This window comes from Corynebacterium glyciniphilum AJ 3170, assembly GCF_007673095.1.
Taxonomy (GTDB): Bacteria; Actinomycetota; Actinomycetes; order Mycobacteriales; family Mycobacteriaceae; genus Corynebacterium.
The window spans coordinates 30,276-46,340 of the sequence record NZ_VDYZ01000006.1; the positions used below are offsets into that span (position 1 = coordinate 30,276).

Annotated in this window: 17 protein-coding genes and 1 tRNA gene; 12 read left to right on the plus strand and 6 right to left on the minus strand. The window is 66.3% G+C overall.

From position 1 onward, the window contains the following. Window positions 1-330: 330 nt before the first annotated feature. The 3 genes from FS507_RS06980 to FS507_RS06990 all read left to right on the plus strand — a co-directional run bounded on the left by FS507_RS06980 (window position 331) and on the right by FS507_RS06990 (window position 2,643). A complete protein-coding gene (locus tag FS507_RS06980) occupies window positions 331-1,050 on the plus strand; it encodes a hypothetical protein (RefSeq protein ID WP_145942082.1) in 720 nt (239 codons plus the stop codon). A gap of 183 nt (window positions 1,051-1,233) precedes the next feature. Beyond that, complete coding sequence (locus tag FS507_RS06985; protein WP_145942083.1) at window positions 1,234-1,854, plus strand: L,D-transpeptidase; 621 nt, start codon at window positions 1,234-1,236, stop codon at window positions 1,852-1,854. A gap of 171 nt (window positions 1,855-2,025) precedes the next feature. After that, window positions 2,026-2,643 (plus strand): Abi family protein, encoded by a 618-nt coding sequence (locus FS507_RS06990; protein WP_145942084.1) that lies wholly within the window; start codon window positions 2,026-2,028, stop codon window positions 2,641-2,643. Between the two features lie 42 nt (window positions 2,644-2,685). On the opposite strand, the gene FS507_RS06995 is transcribed toward FS507_RS06990, so the two are convergent. Beyond that, window positions 2,686-2,773 (minus strand) — tRNA-Ser (locus FS507_RS06995). Window positions 2,774-2,891: 118 nt separating this feature from the next. On the opposite strand from FS507_RS06995, the gene FS507_RS07000 reads away from it, so the two are divergent. After that, complete coding sequence (locus FS507_RS07000) at window positions 2,892-3,878, plus strand: NAD(P)H-quinone oxidoreductase (RefSeq protein WP_145942236.1); 987 nt, start codon at window positions 2,892-2,894, stop codon at window positions 3,876-3,878. On the opposite strand, the gene FS507_RS07005 is transcribed toward FS507_RS07000, so the two are convergent. Next, on the minus strand, window positions 3,875-5,182 hold the full coding sequence (locus tag FS507_RS07005) for an aminotransferase class V-fold PLP-dependent enzyme (protein WP_145942085.1): 1,308 nt from the start codon (window positions 5,180-5,182) through the stop codon (window positions 3,875-3,877). The two genes, FS507_RS07000 and FS507_RS07005, sit on opposite strands and share 4 nt — an antisense overlap. Before the next feature lie 215 nt (window positions 5,183-5,397). Between FS507_RS07005 and wzm the strand changes: the two genes are divergently transcribed. From wzm to FS507_RS07030, 5 genes are all read left to right on the plus strand, one after another. Then, window positions 5,398-6,276 carry a galactan export ABC transporter permease subunit Wzm/RfbD gene (gene wzm, locus FS507_RS07010; protein WP_145942237.1) on the plus strand — a complete coding sequence of 293 codons (879 nt, stop codon included), beginning with the start codon at window positions 5,398-5,400 and terminating at the stop codon, window positions 6,274-6,276. A gap of 12 nt (window positions 6,277-6,288) precedes the next feature. Beyond that, window positions 6,289-7,080 carry a galactan export ABC transporter ATP-binding subunit Wzt/RfbE gene (wzt, locus tag FS507_RS07015; RefSeq protein ID WP_145942086.1) on the plus strand — a complete coding sequence of 264 codons (792 nt, stop codon included), beginning with the start codon at window positions 6,289-6,291 and terminating at the stop codon, window positions 7,078-7,080. Window positions 7,081-7,235: 155 nt separating this feature from the next. Next, the gene (locus FS507_RS07020; protein WP_145942087.1) at window positions 7,236-8,579 is read left to right on the plus strand and encodes a hypothetical protein; all 1,344 of its coding nucleotides are present in this window, start codon (window positions 7,236-7,238) and stop codon (window positions 8,577-8,579) included. A gap of 21 nt (window positions 8,580-8,600) precedes the next feature. Beyond that, window positions 8,601-9,200 (plus strand): sigma-70 family RNA polymerase sigma factor, encoded by a 600-nt coding sequence (locus tag FS507_RS07025; protein ID WP_186314594.1) that lies wholly within the window; start codon window positions 8,601-8,603, stop codon window positions 9,198-9,200. 1 nt (window position 9,201) lies between these two features. Continuing rightward, the gene (locus tag FS507_RS07030) at window positions 9,202-9,996 is read left to right on the plus strand and encodes an anti-sigma factor (RefSeq protein WP_145942089.1); all 795 of its coding nucleotides are present in this window, start codon (window positions 9,202-9,204) and stop codon (window positions 9,994-9,996) included. A gap of 7 nt (window positions 9,997-10,003) precedes the next feature. Here the strand turns inward: FS507_RS07030 and FS507_RS07035 are convergent, their stop codons facing one another. Next, the gene (locus FS507_RS07035) at window positions 10,004-11,911 is read right to left on the minus strand and encodes an amino acid transporter (RefSeq protein ID WP_145942090.1); all 1,908 of its coding nucleotides are present in this window, start codon (window positions 11,909-11,911) and stop codon (window positions 10,004-10,006) included. Between the two features lie 91 nt (window positions 11,912-12,002). Beyond that, window positions 12,003-12,389: a histone-like nucleoid-structuring protein Lsr2 gene (locus FS507_RS07040; protein WP_145942091.1), complete on the minus strand. Its 387-nt coding sequence runs from the start codon at window positions 12,387-12,389 to the stop codon at window positions 12,003-12,005. A gap of 96 nt (window positions 12,390-12,485) precedes the next feature. On the opposite strand from FS507_RS07040, the gene FS507_RS07045 reads away from it, so the two are divergent. Beyond that, window positions 12,486-12,911, plus strand: a complete 426-nt coding sequence (locus FS507_RS07045) for an SRPBCC family protein (protein WP_145942092.1) — start codon at window positions 12,486-12,488, stop codon at window positions 12,909-12,911. A gap of 17 nt (window positions 12,912-12,928) precedes the next feature. On the opposite strand, the gene FS507_RS07050 is transcribed toward FS507_RS07045, so the two are convergent. After that, the gene (locus tag FS507_RS07050) at window positions 12,929-14,038 is read right to left on the minus strand and encodes a ferrochelatase (RefSeq protein ID WP_145942093.1); all 1,110 of its coding nucleotides are present in this window, start codon (window positions 14,036-14,038) and stop codon (window positions 12,929-12,931) included. Between the two features lie 124 nt (window positions 14,039-14,162). Here FS507_RS07050 and FS507_RS07055 point away from each other — a divergent pair, with 124 nt between their 5' ends. Further along, window positions 14,163-14,621 (plus strand): helix-turn-helix domain-containing protein, encoded by a 459-nt coding sequence (locus tag FS507_RS07055; RefSeq protein ID WP_145942094.1) that lies wholly within the window; start codon window positions 14,163-14,165, stop codon window positions 14,619-14,621. Between the two features lie 60 nt (window positions 14,622-14,681). On the opposite strand, the gene FS507_RS07060 is transcribed toward FS507_RS07055, so the two are convergent. Beyond that, the gene (locus tag FS507_RS07060; protein ID WP_145942095.1) at window positions 14,682-15,497 is read right to left on the minus strand and encodes a tryptophan-rich sensory protein; all 816 of its coding nucleotides are present in this window, start codon (window positions 15,495-15,497) and stop codon (window positions 14,682-14,684) included. A gap of 85 nt (window positions 15,498-15,582) precedes the next feature. Between FS507_RS07060 and FS507_RS07065 the strand changes: the two genes are divergently transcribed. Further along, window positions 15,583-16,065 (plus strand): MarR family winged helix-turn-helix transcriptional regulator, encoded by a 483-nt coding sequence (locus FS507_RS07065; RefSeq protein ID WP_145942096.1) that lies wholly within the window; start codon window positions 15,583-15,585, stop codon window positions 16,063-16,065.

Genomic DNA, 16,065 nt, shown 5'->3' on the forward strand with positions numbered 1-16,065 from the left:
ACGGTCCTGCGGAGGTGGCACAAAATTAGGCTTGGCTTAGAGATGCTGGTGCCGGTGACGTCATGTGATGCAGGACACCTTTTATCGTCGTATCGGGATCCGTCTCGATCTGTGGTTGTCTTTGTATCTTATCCCTCCAGGAGTCCCATATCGATACAGCTGCGAATTCCCATCATGCGCTCGTTGTTTTCCTATCTAGTGGGACATTTATTACAAACTGGTTTCAGATCAGTTTCCCGTCTGTGTACACCTGCGTAGGTCTGTACCGCGCCGCAATCCGTCTGTAATACGCGCATCGCCACACGGACACGGACAGCTACCATGAAAAGAGTGAAAGACCCTCTGAGAATCCCCCACGTCCTGGAGGCACTCGCCCGGGCATGGGAGAGCCAACCCGACCTGACGCTGCCCCAGCTCTACGGCGTGCTGGAATCACGGGGCATCGGCTGGAACTCCACCGACGAGGAAGTGGTGGACACGCTCACGGCGCTGACGGCGGAACGTCCGTCGCTTCTCACCGCCGACTCCCCGGGCCGGTATCTCGTCGAGACCGAGCAACCGTCCTACCGTGTCACCCTGGACCCGTGGTGGGCGGCGGTGCGCCCCGCCCGCCGTGGCCCGGAGACGGACGCGCCGCAACCTGTGGTGTGGCGACACGGTGGAATCCGACGGTGTGCGGTCGGCCAGCCCCTCAGCGTCCTGTCCGCCGAGGGAACCGTGCACCGCTTCGGCCTGGTCAACCGGATCACCGTCCTGACGACGACGGTGGAATCAATCACCGACGCCCCGGACCTGGACGGACTGAGGCATGACGAACTGGACGGCCATGTCTACCTGCTCCGCCTGGCCGGGGACGAGCACGCCGGAACGACCGTGCTGGTGGACCACGCACTGTGGATCTTCGACGTCTCCCGGCGCGAGGTGCAGCGCGACCGGGTGCCCTGGACCCGGCTGGCGTCGGCGTCCGTGGGGACGGAGCTGGTCGTCGAGCGGCCGAACGGCGGCAGGATGCGACTTCCGGTCGTCGAACAGATCACGGTGTTGGAGTAGCGGGGAGTAGCGCAGGGTAGCGCAGGGTAGCGCAGACCGGGGCGGTCACGGATTACGTCTCCGAATTCGGCGACCTGGCCTTTTGCCGCGCCCGCGACGCGCGGGAGCGTAATCCGTGACATCCCTGCGCACCGCGCAAGGGTAACCTGGGTCACACTGACCTACTTCTGGAGGTGCGTCCCGATGAAGAGCATCGGCCGAATCCTGACGTTGTTCGCCGGCTCTGCGGCGCTGGCCCTGACTTTCGCCTCACCCGCGAACGCCGCCCCCACGCTGAACCTTCCGGAGGTGCCGGGATCCGACGTGAGCCTGCCCGACATGCCGAATCTGCAGGATCTGCCGGACTGGGCGGATGACCTGCTCCCCGACGGGCTCGCACCGTCACCGGGTCAGACCCCGAGCCAGCCGCCTGCAACACCACAGCCCCGGAACGCACCCTGCGCGGTGGAGGCGAAGGCCTGCATCAGTCTGGGGAACCAGACGGCCTGGCTGCAGGACGGTGCGGGCACCATCACCCGCGGCCCCGTACCCGCCAGCACCGGACGTGCCGGCTACGAGACCCCCGCCGGCACGACCAAGGTCACCAGGAAGGACGCCGACTGGTGGTCCAGCGCCTACGATGCCCCGATGCCGTTCTCGGTGTTCTTCTCGGCGGGTACGTCCTATCCCAACGACATCGGCATCGCCTTCCATGAGGGCGATCCCGGCGTGCTTTCCCACGGGTGCATCCACCTGCTGCACGACGATGCCGTCGCCTTCTTCAACACCCTGCAGGTCGGCGACGTCGTGGATGTCGTGGCGTAGGTATTTCTGCCTGGCTGGATTGGCCCCCGGAAATTCAGTAGCCCCGGCGATCTAGTTCGTATTCCAGACCGTGCAGTCCAGTCAAAACCAGGGATCGTCCCGGGGCTTTCACTTAGTACAGTGCCCCAACCTCTCCCACTGTGTCAACCTCACGGTGCTACCCTCTCTCAGATGAACCGGCTCACTGCAGACCAGCTGGAGGCATGGATCTCGCCCGAGCGTCTGCACAGATACCGGGCCCATTCGGCCGATACCGTCAAGCTCTACATGTACAACGCACAGCGCTCAACGCACATGTCTGAGCTGATCCTGCATGTCGAAGTTCTGATCCGCAACGTCATCCACCGTGAACTGTCCTCCACCGACCGAGCCGGTCAAATCCCCTGGTATCTCGATGTCCAGCACTATGGGTTCAACCGGCAGATGATCAGAAACCTCGATAAGGCGGTATCCACCGCCGGTGGGCCAGAGGCTCCCGGTGGAAAAGTCGTCGCAGAACTCATGTTCGGTACCTGGCGGTTCCTCCTGAGCACCCAGTATCAGGCCACAGTATGGCCGGTGATTGCCCATGGTTTCACCGGAAGGGTACGCAGCAAGCGTGACCGCGGTGAGCTGTATGCGGCAATGGACTATCTCAACGGCGTGCGGAACCGGTGTTCGCATTGTCGAGCCGGCTCACCACCTCGACAATGCAACGTTCATCGAGAACATCAGCACGGCTGCCTGCTACGTGGACACCGCGGCGGCCGAGTGGCTCGAGGCGCTCTGGGCGCAGCGGGGAACATATAGCCCCTTTCCCACTGCACCAAACGTAGAACACGATTGAAACTCTGGCGGAGACGAGGGGATTTGAACCCCTGGACGATCGCTCGTCGCTGGTTTTCAAGACCAGTGCATTCGGCCGCTCTGCCACGTCTCCAATGCTGCACGCGCAGATATGCGTTCAGCGCGTCCTGATTCTAACCCACCACGCTGCGATTGCCGGTGCCCGCCCCTGCTTCTTTCTAGATCGCTAGGCTGGGGCCATGAACGGGAACATGAAGGCCATCATCCAGACTGACCCCGACGACCCCCGGTCCCTGCAATGGCAGGAGACCCACATCCCGACGCCACAGGACGGTGAGGTCCTGATCCAGGTCGTTGCTGCGGGCCTGAATCGTGCTGACACCCTGCAGGCGAAAGGGCACTACCCGCCGCCGAAGGGCGTGTCTGAGATCCTCGGCCTCGAAGCGGCCGGCGTGATCGTCGACCCGAACGGTTGCGTCCGCCCCGACGGGACCCCGTACCGGGAGGGTGACGAGGTCGGCGCACTGCTCTCCGGGGGCGCGTACGCCGAGTACACCATCGTCCCCTCGGGCCAGTTGACGCCTGTCCCGGACGGTTTCGGGCTCTCCGAGACCGCCAGCGTCATCGAGGCCGCCTGCACGATCTGGTCAAACCTGATGATGACGGCCCACCTGCGAGAGGGCGACACCCTGTTGATCCACGGTGGTGGCGGCGGCATCGGAATCTTCGCCACCCAGTTGGCGCACGCACTGGGGGTCCGTGTGGCGGTGACGGCGGGAAGCCCCGAGAAACTGGATGTGTGCCGCCGTTACGGTGCGGACATCCTGATCAACTACCACGAGGAAGACTTCGTCAAAGTCGTCAAGGAACTCGGCGGTGCGGACGTGATCCTGGACATCATCGGCGCGAAATACCTTGACGGCAATGTGTCGGCACTGGCCCCGGACGGCCATCTGGTGATCATCGGCATGCAGGGCGGGGTGAAGGGTGAGCTGAACATCGGCAAGCTCCTGGCCAAACGGGGGAACATCTCTGCCACGGGCCTGCGTTACCGAGATCGGGACGACAAGGCACGGATCGTGGCGGAGACGGTGAAGAACGTGTGGCCCATGCTGGAGGACGGCAGGATCTGCCACCATGTGGACCGGGTTTTCCCGATCCAGGATGCCGCCGAAGCCCACCGGTCGCTGCTGGACGGGGAGATCACCGGCAAGGCGATCTTCGAGGTCTCCAGCTAGACGATCCCGCCGACCACGCGGACCAGGTGGTCGATGTCCATGTGCGTGTTGTGCGGTGCGAGAGCCACGCAGATCGCCCCACCCATCTCTGCGACGCCCATCTGATCGAACAGGGCACTTTCCTCCAGCCCCACGGTCTGTGCCACGACGCCGTTGCTCAACAACCGCTCCCCGACCACGGAGGCTTCGATGCCCTGCACGAGGAAGCTGACACGCGGCAGCCGGTCGACCGGGCCGAAATGCTGTCCTCGATTCTCGGCGGGACTTCCCCAGCTGTTGTGGTCGTGCTCCGGCTCGGTGTCGATCTCCCCGTCCACGCCGACGACATGGACGTTCTCCAGATCCCGGAGACCGTCGACCAGGTAGCCGGCAAGCCGCCCGAGGTACTCCTCGCTGGACTGCAGGGACGTAGCGAGACGCTCCCGCCGGGTGCCGGTCGCCTCTTCATCCAGGCCTGCCAGGTGGTTCACGGCGGCGGGAACGCCCCCGAGCATGCCCGGGGCATTACCGTCCCGCTCGAGCTCGGCGACGCGGCGTGCCGTCAGCTCCTGCGAATCCGGGGCAGCATGACGTCCACGGCGCAGTTCGACCAGGTGGAGTTCAGCCAGCAGCGCCGGATCACGGAATACCAGCGCACCGACCTCCGGGCCGCCGAGAGGCGCCATGTCCAGGGCGACGACATCTGCGTCCCACGCGTCCATGTCGATCTTCCGGTAGGGGGCGTAGGCCCCCGCATCCACCACGAGCCAGGCCCGGGACTTCGCCCGCATGATGTCGGCGATGGCCCGGATGTCGGTGACCGTACCCAGGTGGGCATTCGCCGCAGGCACCGCAACGATGGAAGTGTCGAGACTGATCAGACTCGTGAACTGCCAGGCGGGCAGCGCACCGGTGGTGAGGTCAGCCTCCGCCCACCGCACCGACGCTCCGTAGAGGTCCGCCGCGAGTTTCCACGGGGTGATGTTGGACGGCTCGTCCACGCGGCTGAGGACGACCTCACGGCCCATACGCAGTTTCGCGGGCACGGCCGTGGCCAGGATGCCCAGCAAGGTGGCCCGGCTGGGGCCCAGCACGACGCAGTCCGGCGACGCCCCGACGAGGTCGGCAACCGCCTCGCGGGCCGCAGAGACGTAGTGGTCACCACGGGCTCCACCGTCCGGCCCCTGCAGGGGTGATGCCCGGAACGCCCTCGACACCGCCGAGCTGACCTTCTCCGGCACCTGCGCGCGGCGGCCCGCGTTGAGGTAGGTCCACCCCTCGGACAGCGATTCATAGAGGCCTCGCACCCTCGCGATGTCGAACACTCCCGACTGCCCCTTTCCGCATCTCACCACACTGGCGACCTGAGAATATTTTTGCAGGTCACGATACTAAAATTCAGGAAACGACCGCGCCGTTCCGTCAACGTCACCGATACTACATCGGCACATGGACATGAGTGGCACCGGCGCTGATTACCGCACACCACACGGTTCCGGAGTACCGTATCCTCGTGTCCGATTCAGAAAATCCCCGGCCGGTGGCCACGTCACCGGAGTACGAGAGCTTCGTCGCCGCTCCGACGGAAGGTGGCGCGCCGTCCTCAACGTCCCAGACCCTCGGTGCCGCGTGGGACGACCTGAAGCGCGGCTTCGGGCAGCGGGAGTTGTGGCTCACGCTGGGCTGGCAGGACATCAAACAGCGCTACCGACGCAGCGTCCTGGGCCCGTTGTGGATCACTCTCGCCACCGGCGTGATGGCCGTGGCGCTGGGCCTGTTGTACTCCATGCTCTTCCAGATGGACCTGAAGGAGTTCCTGCCGCACGTCGCCGTGGGCCTGATCATGTGGAGCTTCATCTCGGGGTGCATCATCGAGGGCTCCCAGGTGTTCATCGCCAACGAGGGGCTGATCAAACAGCTGCCGAGCGCTTTGAGCGTGCACGTCTACCGGCTGGTGTGGAAGCAGTTCCTGATCCTGTGCCACAACCTGGTCATCTGGGTGGTCCTGTTGGCCGTCTTCCAGATTCCCGTCGGCTGGGAGGTTCTGCTCGCCGTGCCGGGTCTGGCACTGCTGGTGGCCAACGGCGTGTGGGTGTCGATGTTCTTCGGCATCATCGCCACCCGCTTCCGTGACGTCGCACCGCTGCTGGAATCGCTGGTCCAGCTGCTGTTCTACATGACCCCGATCGTGTGGACGACCAAGACACTGCTCGAGCAGGGTGGCGCCGTCGCCGACCGTGCACGCCTCGCAGAGATCAACCCCCTCTTCCACTACCTCAGTGTCGTACGCGGCCCGATGATCGACGAGCCCGTCGAAATGCACTCCTGGATCATCGTCGGTGTCCTCACCGTGCTCGGCACCCTGTTCGCCATGGTGTTCATGCGCCAGTGGCGGTCACGTGTGAGCTACTGGGTTTAAAGGAGAACAACCATGGTTTCCATCGACACTTACAACGCCTGCGTCGACTTCCCCATCTTCGACGCCAAGTCACGCTCACTGAAGAAGGCGTTCCTGGGGGCCGCCGGCGGGGCGATCGGACGCAACTCGGACAACACCGTCGTCATCGAGGCACTGCGGGATGTCAACCTGCACCTCAAGGAAGGCGACCGGATCGGTCTCGTCGGTCACAACGGTGCCGGCAAGTCCACCCTGCTGCGCCTGCTGTCCGGGATCTACGAGCCGACCCGCGGTTCCGCGGTGGTCGAAGGCCGCGTTGCTCCGGTCTTCGACCTCGGTGTGGGAATGGACCCGGAGATCAGCGGCTACGAGAACATCATCATCCGTGGCCTCTTCCTCGGCGAGGGCCGGAAGTCCATGGAGAAGAAGATGGACGAGATCGCCGATTTCACCGAACTCGGTGACTACCTCTCCATGCCGCTGCGCACCTACTCCACCGGTATGCGAGTGCGTCTCGCCCTGGGTGTGGTGACGTCCATCGAGCCTGAGATTCTTCTACTCGACGAGGGCATCGGGGCCGTGGACGCGAGCTTCATGGAGAAGGCGCGGATCCGGCTTCAGGCCCTGGTCGAGAAGTCCGGCATCCTGGTGTTCGCCTCGCACTCCAATGAGTTCCTGGCGCAGCTGTGCGACTCGGCCCTGTGGGTCGACCACGGCCAGATCCGGTCGTGTGGTCCTGTCGACGAGATCGTCGGTGCCTACGAGGGGCCGAACGCGGCTGAACACGTGCGCGGGGTGCTGAAGGACCTGGGTCGGTTGTACTAGCAAGGACGATCAGGGCACGGGCCGACAGCACTCCGGAGAAGTTTTCCCGAAGCTTTTTCACCACCCGACCAATCCGCGGCGCGTACGGCTCCGAACTCAGGGGTGACACCAACCCCGGGCCTCACGTCAGGCCCACACACCGAGGAGTGCACACCATGTCCACCAAGTACACCGCCAAGACGGTCGCCGTCGGCTCCGCCGCCGCCCTGATCCTCACCCTCGCCGCCTGTTCGGACGGCTCCGACGGGTCCGACGACTCGATGGCTTCAGGAAGTTCCAGCAGCACGCCCAGCGCCTCCAGCACGTCCGCAATGACCGACTCCACCATGGACGGGCATTCCGGCCACGGTTCCGGCGGGGACATCACCCCGGTGAGCACCGGCGACCCCTTCGCCGACGCGATGACCGCAGCGTCGCACATGCCGATGACCGGCCAGACCCTCGCCGACGGCATCGTCGCCTCCGCCGGCATCGACGGCGACCCGGACTCCGACGCCGCCACCCTGCACGCCGACCTGGCGGCCAACCTGCAGGAACACGTCTACCTCGCGGGCATGGCCGTGGCCACCGCCTACACCGAGGGAGCGGACTCCGACGCCTTCGCCGCCGCGTCCGACGCCCTGGACGCCAACGCCGTGGCGTTGGCCGACATGGTCGCCGCGATCGACCCGGACCAGCGCGACGCCGTGCTGGAGCTCTGGCGTGACCACATCGGCTACTTCGTGGACTACGCCACCGCCGCCAAGAAGGGCGACGAGGCCGCGAAGGCAGCCGCGCAGGACGACCTGACGCAGTACACGATGGATGCCGGCGAGGCGTTCTCCGGACTGTCGCAGGGGGTCATCGACGCCGGTGAGGCCACCGAGGGCCTGCAGCACCACGTCGACAGTCTCTCGCAGGCCATCGACGCCCTCGCCGCCGGTGACACCGCCGCCTACGGGGACCTGCACGCCGCGGCGTCCCACGGTGGCGACTTCATCGCCACGCTGGCCTCGGGACTCGCCGAGGGCAACGACGTCGAGGGCGGGGCCGCCGGCGCCACCGACGATGCAGCGACCCTGCGCGTCACCCTGGCCACCGGACTGCAGGAGCACGTGTACCTCGCCGGGGTCGCCGTGTTCACCGCCTACACCACCGAGGGCGGCACCGACTCCGAGGCGTTCGCCGCGGCGGCCGACACCCTGGACCACAACTCCATGGCCCTGTCGGAGGCGGTCGGCTCCGTCGCCGGTGAGGAGAAGGGCGAGGAGTTCCTGGCGCTGTGGCGCGAGCACATCGGCTACTTCGTGGACTACGCCAACGCCCTGGCCACCGACGACAACGCCGCAGCGGACGAGGCACTGGAGAACCTCGACGGCTACCGTCCGCAGGCCGGCGAGTTCTTCGCCGGGATCACCGACGGCGAGCTCGACGCCGACGAGCTGGCCGAGGGCCTGGCCGGACATATCTCCACCGTGGCCGGGACGATCCAGTCGCTCAAGGATGCTCTCGTCGACTGATCCATCCCTATGATCGACCTCATGACCCAGCAGACCCCCGATCCCGGACGTCGGGACCACGCGCAGCTGACCGCACTGGTCGAGCGTGCCGCCGCCGGCGACCGGGGGTCCTTCGGTCTGCTCTACGACGAGGTGTCCCCCGTGGTCCACGGCATCTGCCGGCGCGTCCTTCGCAACGAGGGCATCGCCGCCGAGACGACCCAGGAGGTGATGCTGGAGTTGTGGACGAGGTCGTCGTCCTACGACCCCGCCCGCGGCACCGTCTACGCCTGGGCGGCGATGATCGCGCACCGTCGTGCCGTCGACGGGGTACGTTCGGAGTCCTCCCGCCGCGACCGCGAGCACCGTACCCACCACGAGTTCCGGGACGTCGACGTGCCGGACGCCGCCGTCGGCTCGGGCGGGGTGGACACCGACCTGCTCCGGCGCGAGGAGTCCGACCGGGTACGTCACTGCCTGGGCGAGCTCACGGACCTGGAGAACGAGTCATTGGTCGCCGCCTACTTCGGTGGGCGGACGTACTCCGAGGTGGCGCGCCACCTCACCGCTCCGCTGTCCACGGTGAAGAGCCGTATCCGGTCGGCCCTGTCGCGTATGCGCACCTGTTTGGAGACGAGTTGAGATGACCGGACCGGACCGTGACCGAGCCGTTGACCGAACCGATGAACTTCTCGTCGGGCTGGCGCTCGACGCCCTGGACTCCGCGCAGGACGTGCGGGAGGCCGAGGCGCTCGCGGCGTCCGACCCGGACGCCGCGGCCGCGCTGCGCCACTACCGGGAGGTCGCCGCGCAGCTGGCGGCGGTGCACGAGACCGCCCCGCCGCCGGAGGTGAAGGAGGCGGTCATGCGCCGCCTCGCCGAGGACGGTGCCGGTGCACCTGATGCGCAGGCGGCTTCGATCCCAACGGTCGCACAACTGCGGGACCACCGCCGCTACCGCAGGACGGCCTGGTTGATGACGGCAGTCGCCGCGGTCTCCCTCGCCGTCGCCGTGCCATCGCTGATGGTTGCGATCTCCCAGCACAACACCTCGGTGCGCGCCGAGGACACCACCCGGGAAATCACCCGGATGCTCACCTCCCCGGGCGCGTCGGTGGCCTCGGAGCGCGTCGGTGACGGTGGACAGGGGTCCCTGGCGGTCGTCGCCGCCGGTGGGGAGATGACAGTCATCGCCCGCGACCTGCCCGGGGTCGACGACAACCGCGTCTACCAGTTGTGGGCCCTCGACGACGCCGGTGAGCCCACCTCGGCGGGCCTGTTCACCGGTTCCGACGGGGTCATCAGCGTCGGCGGTGGCAACGGAACGGTCGGGGCGGGGGCCGCCGCGATGGCCGTCACCGAGGAACCGGCCGGAGGTTCGTCGGCACCGACGAGCGACCCGGTGGTCGTGCTGGCCGTCGACGGATCCGCCCGGTAGTCACCCCTTACCCCACATGCACCCGCGGCCGGCGTCCCTCCTCTGGTTCGGCCCGCCGAAGGACTTCACGCGTGACCGCCGCATTGTGCCCCCTGCCCACCGCCAGGTACCGCAGTATTTCCCGCACCGGGGAACCTGTCCCCCATTCGAAGTAGATGTCCGGGATGACGTCGAAGTGGTCACGGGCGTCCAGTGCGACGGCGGCGACGGCATTCGGCACGGTCGTCGCAGAGACGTGGAGTACGGGTATCCCGTCGACGGCATGGCCGGTGACGACCAGGGGCGAGGCGAAGTCACTGGCGTCGCCGACGGTGACCTCCAGGAAGACCAGCGGCCGGTCACCGGAAAGGTGGTTGGACCGTCGGAGACCCCGCTCCCGCGTCGCCACGTCCGGGGCCTCCCTCGCACAGGACGCCACCAGGTGCAGCTCCCCCGACCCCGCCACCGCGGCCTGCAGGATGTGCTGGGCAGCAGCGTCGTACCGGATCTCGGCACCGCGCAACTCCAGCGACCGTCCCGCCCGGGACACTGCCGAGACAACGATGATGCCCAGGATGAACCACACCGCCACCCGCAGCCCTTCCGGGCGTTCAATGATGTTGGCCACCAGGGTGTACCCCAGAATCACGGTCACCAGGGCAAACAGGGTGCCTGAGCGACGGTTCCCCCGCCGCAGGGAGTGCAGTGTCACCGCGAGAGCACCGGACCCGAGGAGTACCAGGACGCCCGTGGCGTAGGCACCGGACTGGGCGTCCACGTCCGCGCGGAAGACCAGGACCAGGGCCACCGCCACGGCGGCCAGCACGAGCACCATCGGCCGTGACCGTCGCGCCCACGTCGGCGCCATGCCGTACGCCGGCAGGTACCGCGGAATCAGCGCCAGCAGGCCGGCCATTGCCGAGGCTCCCGCGAACCACAGCACGGCGATGGTGGACGCGTCGTAGATGTTGCCCACCACCCGACCGAACTCCTCGTGGGCGAGCCACGCCAGTGCCCGGCCGTTCGCCTCACCGCCGGCAGCGAGCTGGTCGCCGGGTACCAGCATGGTCACGCACAGCGATGAACCGATGAGGAAACAACTCATGATCAGGGCGCTGACCAGCACCAGGCGACGCCCTGACCTGATCCGGGAGGCACGCGCCTCCTCTCCGACGGTGCCGGACGCCGGCCGGATCAGCGGCATCACCGACACTCCTGTCTCGAATCCGGACATGCCGAGCGCCAGTTTCGGAAACACGAGAACTGCGACAGCCAACATCATCCAGATGCTGGTGTGCTGCGTGGTGACCGCCGCAGTCCAGTCGGCGACATGGCCGGATTCGGTGAGGATGCGCCACAGACCCCGGACCACCACCGCGGTGGTCAGACCCAGGTACACCACCACGAGCAGGACAGAGACGCGGACAGCGTCGGTGAAACCCTTCAGGAAGACCGCCGCCAGCAGTGCCACCAGTCCCAGCGTCACCGGCATCAGCCAGGGGCTGCTGGAGGAACTGAGCAGGTGGGTCGCCGCATCCGACGCCGACAGCGTGACGGTGATCATGAAGTCGCAGGCAGCGAAGCCGAGGAGAACGAGGATCAGCAGCTTGCCGCGCCATCCCCGGACCATGCCGGCAAGCATCCCGATCGAGCCGAGACCGTCCGGGGACTCGGCGGCGATCCGCCGGTACACCGGCACCGCGCCGAGGAGAGTGACGAGCACGAGTATCAGCGTCGCGACGGGGGCCAGTGCCCCTGCCGCAGCGACGGCGATACCGGGCTGGTATCCGAGTGTGGAGAAGTAGTCGACACCAGACAGGCACATGACCTGCCACCAGGGGCGTCTGGAATCGGTGTCGGTGGTTCGGAGGGGACGTGGTGCCTGTGCCGTGAAGGCGTCCCGACGGACCGGATGAAGGCCCTGCGCTTTACGCATAGCCAGAAAGTACGCCTACCCGGCCCTTCCGACAAGAGGTGACGGCACTATATGTGGATCAGTGTGGATTACGGGTCCGGCTACCGGTCCACTACTTGTCTTCGGGGTGCGCAGCCTCGTAGTCACTGATCACGTCAGCGGCGATCTTGCCGCGGGCGGAGACCTCACGACCGTTGTCATTCGCCCACTGGCGGATGCGACGGTTACGTGCGGCGTTGGAGGCCGAAGTAGACGCAGAGGACGCAGAAGACGATGCGGAGGAGGACCGTCCTGTTCCGGCAGAGACGCTCTTCGGCAGCTTCCGGGCAGCCCCCAGGTACGGTTCGAGTTCCTCGTCCAGGATCGCCGCGTTCAGCTCAGACAGGTCCAGAACGTAGTCGGCGCCACGGTAGCCGAACTTCACCGTCCGGACCTCGTCAGGAGCGAGTTCTTCCTGGTCAATGTCGTCAACAAAGGTGATCACTGTTCGTCGTCCCATTCGTGTCACCATACCACCGCACACCCGCTGCACCGCCCCTGCCGGCGACCGTACTGAACAGGATATTCAACTAACCAGGTTAGGTACTATTGATGAATGCCCACTGTATCGAGAACTTTCACCGTATCCGCCGACCGGAACACGGTCGTCGACTATCTCAAGGACTTCAGCAACGCCGAAGAATGGGAACCCGGCACCCAGACCTGCCGACGCCTCGACGACGGGCCGGTTGACGTCGGCAGCCGGTGGCACAACACGTCGAAACTTCTGGGTATCAGCACCGAACTGGTGTACGAACTCACCCACGCAGACCGCGACCGGCTGCAGTTCATCGGCCGTAACGACACCGCCACAAGCACCGACACCATGACATTCCGGGACACTCCGGACGGCACCGAAATCACCTACACCGCTGACATCGCGTTCCACGGTGCCGCGAAACTGGCGGACCTCCCCGCCCGCCTGCTGTTCGAGAAGGTCGGGACGGAGATCGTGACGAAACTCACCGACATCCTGGCGTGAGCCAACAGTCCGGTACGTCAGCCGCCACAGCACCCCGCCGCACACGACGCACCGTCGAGAGCGGAGCCGAAATTGGGCACGCCGCCGAGCCCGTCCCATGCCACTCCCTGAACCAGGTCGACCACCATCGCGGCGAAATCGGACGTAGGCCCCGGGGTCGCAGCCCTGACCAGCTCTATCCCGAGCTCATCCGCGGTGTCGCGGGCCTCTGTGTCCAGATCCCAGAGCACTTCGACGTGGTCCGAGAGGAAGCCGACGGGACACAGCACCACCGGGCGCGTGTTACCCCGGTCGACGCGCGCCCGCAGATGGTCGCAGATGTCCGGCTCCAGCCAGGGCACGGACGGCGGGCCGGACCGGGACTGCCAGACCACGTCAGCTTCAACCCCGGAAGGCTCGGAGGGCGCGCACGACACAGTGCCCTCCCCGACCGCCACTCCGAAAGAACTCCGGTCGCGGATCAGTTCGGCACTGTCACGGACCTGGCGTGAGTACAGGTGCCCACCGCACTCCGGTGGGCCGGCCTCGGCGTCGGCACGCAGCGGAATGGAGTGTGCGGTGAAGACGAGGTCGGCCCGCTCAGCCTCGTCGAGGGTTGCCCTGGCAGTGTCCACGGCACGCGCGAATGCGTCGATGAACAGCGGGTGGTCATGGAACTGGGGTAGACGGCGCAGGCGTGGCGGGGTCAGCCCCGCGTCCACGACAGCCTGCCGGGCGCGGGCGATGTCCTCGTGGTACTGACGGCACCCCGAGTACCCGCCCCACGCGGACGTGGCGAAGACGAGGGCGGATCGAACCCCGTCGCGGGCCATCGTCTCGACCGCATCCTCGACGAACGGATGCCAGTTCCTGTTACCGAAGTAGATCGGAATCCCTGACCCCCGGGAGTCCAATTCAGCCCGGATCCCGGCGATAATCTCACGGTTCAGGTCATTCAGTGGACTACGCCCATCGAGTGCGTAATAGTGCTCTCCGACATCCTTGAGACGCTCTCGAGGTATTCCACGGCCGGTGGTGACATTCTCAAGGAAAGGAATGACGTCAGCCTCCTGCTCTGGCCCGCCGAACGACAGGAGCAGCAGGGCATCGGGGTCAGCAGGTGCAGTGTTGTCGTACGTTCCGGACATCTTCACCCTGTCACTGTACGTCATGAAGCAGACATATCGCTCCCTTGGCTAGCTATAACTCGCACCTGTTCCGAAAGTGACCGGTAATGATACATTCGCAGTCATCGCTAGCTAAGATAGCTATATGGCAGGTCTCTCCGATACCCCTCACAACCCCGGCCGAGGACGACCCAAGACTCATCTCGCCCTGTCCGACAAGGAACACGCGGTTCTCTCCGTCTGGGCGAATGACCCCGCATCCGACAGCGCCCTCGCCCTTCGTGCGCGCATCGTCCTCGCCTGCGCCGCGGGCGCGACGAACGTCCATGTGGCTGCCGAGCTGAATGTCTCACGTCCGACGGTCGGCAAATGGCGCAGCCGGTTCATCAACCGTCGGCTCGACGGCCTTGCCGATGAACCACGCTCAGGGCGCCCACCGTCAATGAGCGTCGAGCAGATCAAGGAGATCATGGCGGGACGATCATCGGCAGGCAGAAGAAGCCCGACCACCTGGACCAGGCGTGAACTGGCACGGTACACAGGCCTGTCGCCCTCGACGGTGGGGCGCATCTGGAAATCACTGGACCTGCCGGACACTCCCTGACACCGGGACCCTGAGAATCCCGGGATCCTGGCAACCCTGAGCCCCCAGGAATCCTGACGGTCAGGAGCGCCGGAAGCGCCACACAGCCGCCACCGACACCACCACCGCGGCGGCAAGAAAAGCCGCTGCCGAGGTAATGCCCGACTCCCAGGCGCCGTCGAGCCGGGCGACGCCGATCCACGCCAGTCCCCACGCCAGCCCGGCCGCGGGCATCAGGCGCCCTCCACTACGCCATGCCGTCGCCACACCCACGGCGGCAGCCCCCGCCAGCACCACCGCGGCAGCCACGTCGTCCCACGGGCCGGACGGCGGCCCGAGCCCGTCCACGCCGTTCGCCGCGAGTACAGCAGCGACGTTGGCGACCGTGGCCACCGTGACCCAGCCCAGATACAGTCCGAATGTGCCGTCGGCGAGGACCACACCCACCCTGGTTTCTGCCGGAGTCTCGATCATCAGCACCAGAATGCGCACGAGCACACCCAACAGCACCACGATCACCACCAGGCTCACCGTCAGCTGATCGAGTTGCACCGACCAGATCCACGCTGCATTCAGCAGCATCGACGCCACCGCCCACGGACGCAGCCTGCGTTGCCGTGACGACCGACGTTGGGTCGGCAGCATCTGCCAGACCGAATACGCCAGCAGACCCAGGTAGATCAACGACCAGACCCGGAACGCCGGTGTCGCCGGGGCCAAGGGGGTGGCGTCCTGCCCGAGCCAGCCGCCGGCAGCCTCGGCGACCGGAGTGCCGCCGACAACTCCGGCGCCGAGGAAAGCGACGGCAGTCGCGATGAATCCGCTGGCGAGGACGACGAGCGGCACCGTGAGGGGCACGGGGACTGATGCATCTCCGGTCGTACTGGTGCGCCCCATGTTCCGCTCCTCGTGTCTCGTCCAGTCAGGATCGTCACCATAATAGCTAACTTGGCTAGCCGTTGTCAGCGGTTATGATGACCACATGTCAACGGACTACTGGTACGACGGATCCGATCCCGCCGTGGCGCTTCTGCACGCCGTACGGCGGTTCCGGGCTGCCGACCAGGAGATGCGCCGCCACGTCGGCTCCGACATGGGGCTGAACGCCACCGACACCGAGGCCGTGCGCCACATCATCGCCGGTGAACGCTCCGGGCATCCTCTGACCGCCAAGGCCCTGGCGGAGGTGCTGCACATCTCCACGGCGGCAACGGCGAAGCTCCTCAACCGACTGACCGAATCCGGCCACGTCCGGCGTGCCCCGCACCCTGACGACCGTCGCTCGGTGACCATCGTGGCCACCGACCTCTCCCACGAGGAGGTGGAGGACTGGCTGTCCCCGATGCACGGGAAGATGCTGCAGGCCGCCCGCGACGTCCCCGCCGGAGACCGTCGGTCGATCATCAGGTTCCTCGACGCACTGGCCGAGGCCATCGCCCCGGACGACGCCGCACACGACGACTGA

Bases quoted from the DNA above. Each gene is read 5' to 3' on its own strand.
- FS507_RS06985 (WP_145942083.1), top strand. From the start codon at position 1,234: ATGAAGAGCATCGGCCGAATCCTGACGTTGTTCGCCGGCTCTGCGGCG.
- FS507_RS07060 (WP_145942095.1), bottom strand. From the start codon at position 15,497: ATGGGGCGCACCAGTACGACCGGAGATGCATCAGTCCCCGTGCCCCTC.
- FS507_RS07020 (WP_145942087.1), top strand. From the start codon at position 7,236: ATGTCCACCAAGTACACCGCCAAGACGGTCGCCGTCGGCTCCGCCGCC.
- FS507_RS07040 (WP_145942091.1), bottom strand. From the start codon at position 12,389: ATGGGACGACGAACAGTGATCACCTTTGTTGACGACATTGACCAGGAA.
- FS507_RS07055 (WP_145942094.1), top strand. From the start codon at position 14,163: ATGGCAGGTCTCTCCGATACCCCTCACAACCCCGGCCGAGGACGACCC.
- FS507_RS07045 (WP_145942092.1), top strand. From the start codon at position 12,486: ATGCCCACTGTATCGAGAACTTTCACCGTATCCGCCGACCGGAACACG.
- FS507_RS07030 (WP_145942089.1), top strand. From the start codon at position 9,202: ATGACCGGACCGGACCGTGACCGAGCCGTTGACCGAACCGATGAACTT.
- FS507_RS07050 (WP_145942093.1), bottom strand. From the start codon at position 14,038: ATGTCCGGAACGTACGACAACACTGCACCTGCTGACCCCGATGCCCTG.
- FS507_RS07065 (WP_145942096.1), top strand. From the start codon at position 15,583: ATGTCAACGGACTACTGGTACGACGGATCCGATCCCGCCGTGGCGCTT.
- FS507_RS07035 (WP_145942090.1), bottom strand. From the start codon at position 11,911: ATGCGTAAAGCGCAGGGCCTTCATCCGGTCCGTCGGGACGCCTTCACG.
- FS507_RS06990 (WP_145942084.1), top strand. From the start codon at position 2,026: ATGAACCGGCTCACTGCAGACCAGCTGGAGGCATGGATCTCGCCCGAG.
- wzt (WP_145942086.1), top strand. From the start codon at position 6,289: ATGGTTTCCATCGACACTTACAACGCCTGCGTCGACTTCCCCATCTTC.
- FS507_RS07025 (WP_186314594.1), top strand. From the start codon at position 8,601: ATGACCCAGCAGACCCCCGATCCCGGACGTCGGGACCACGCGCAGCTG.
- FS507_RS07000 (WP_145942236.1), top strand. From the start codon at position 2,892: ATGAAGGCCATCATCCAGACTGACCCCGACGACCCCCGGTCCCTGCAA.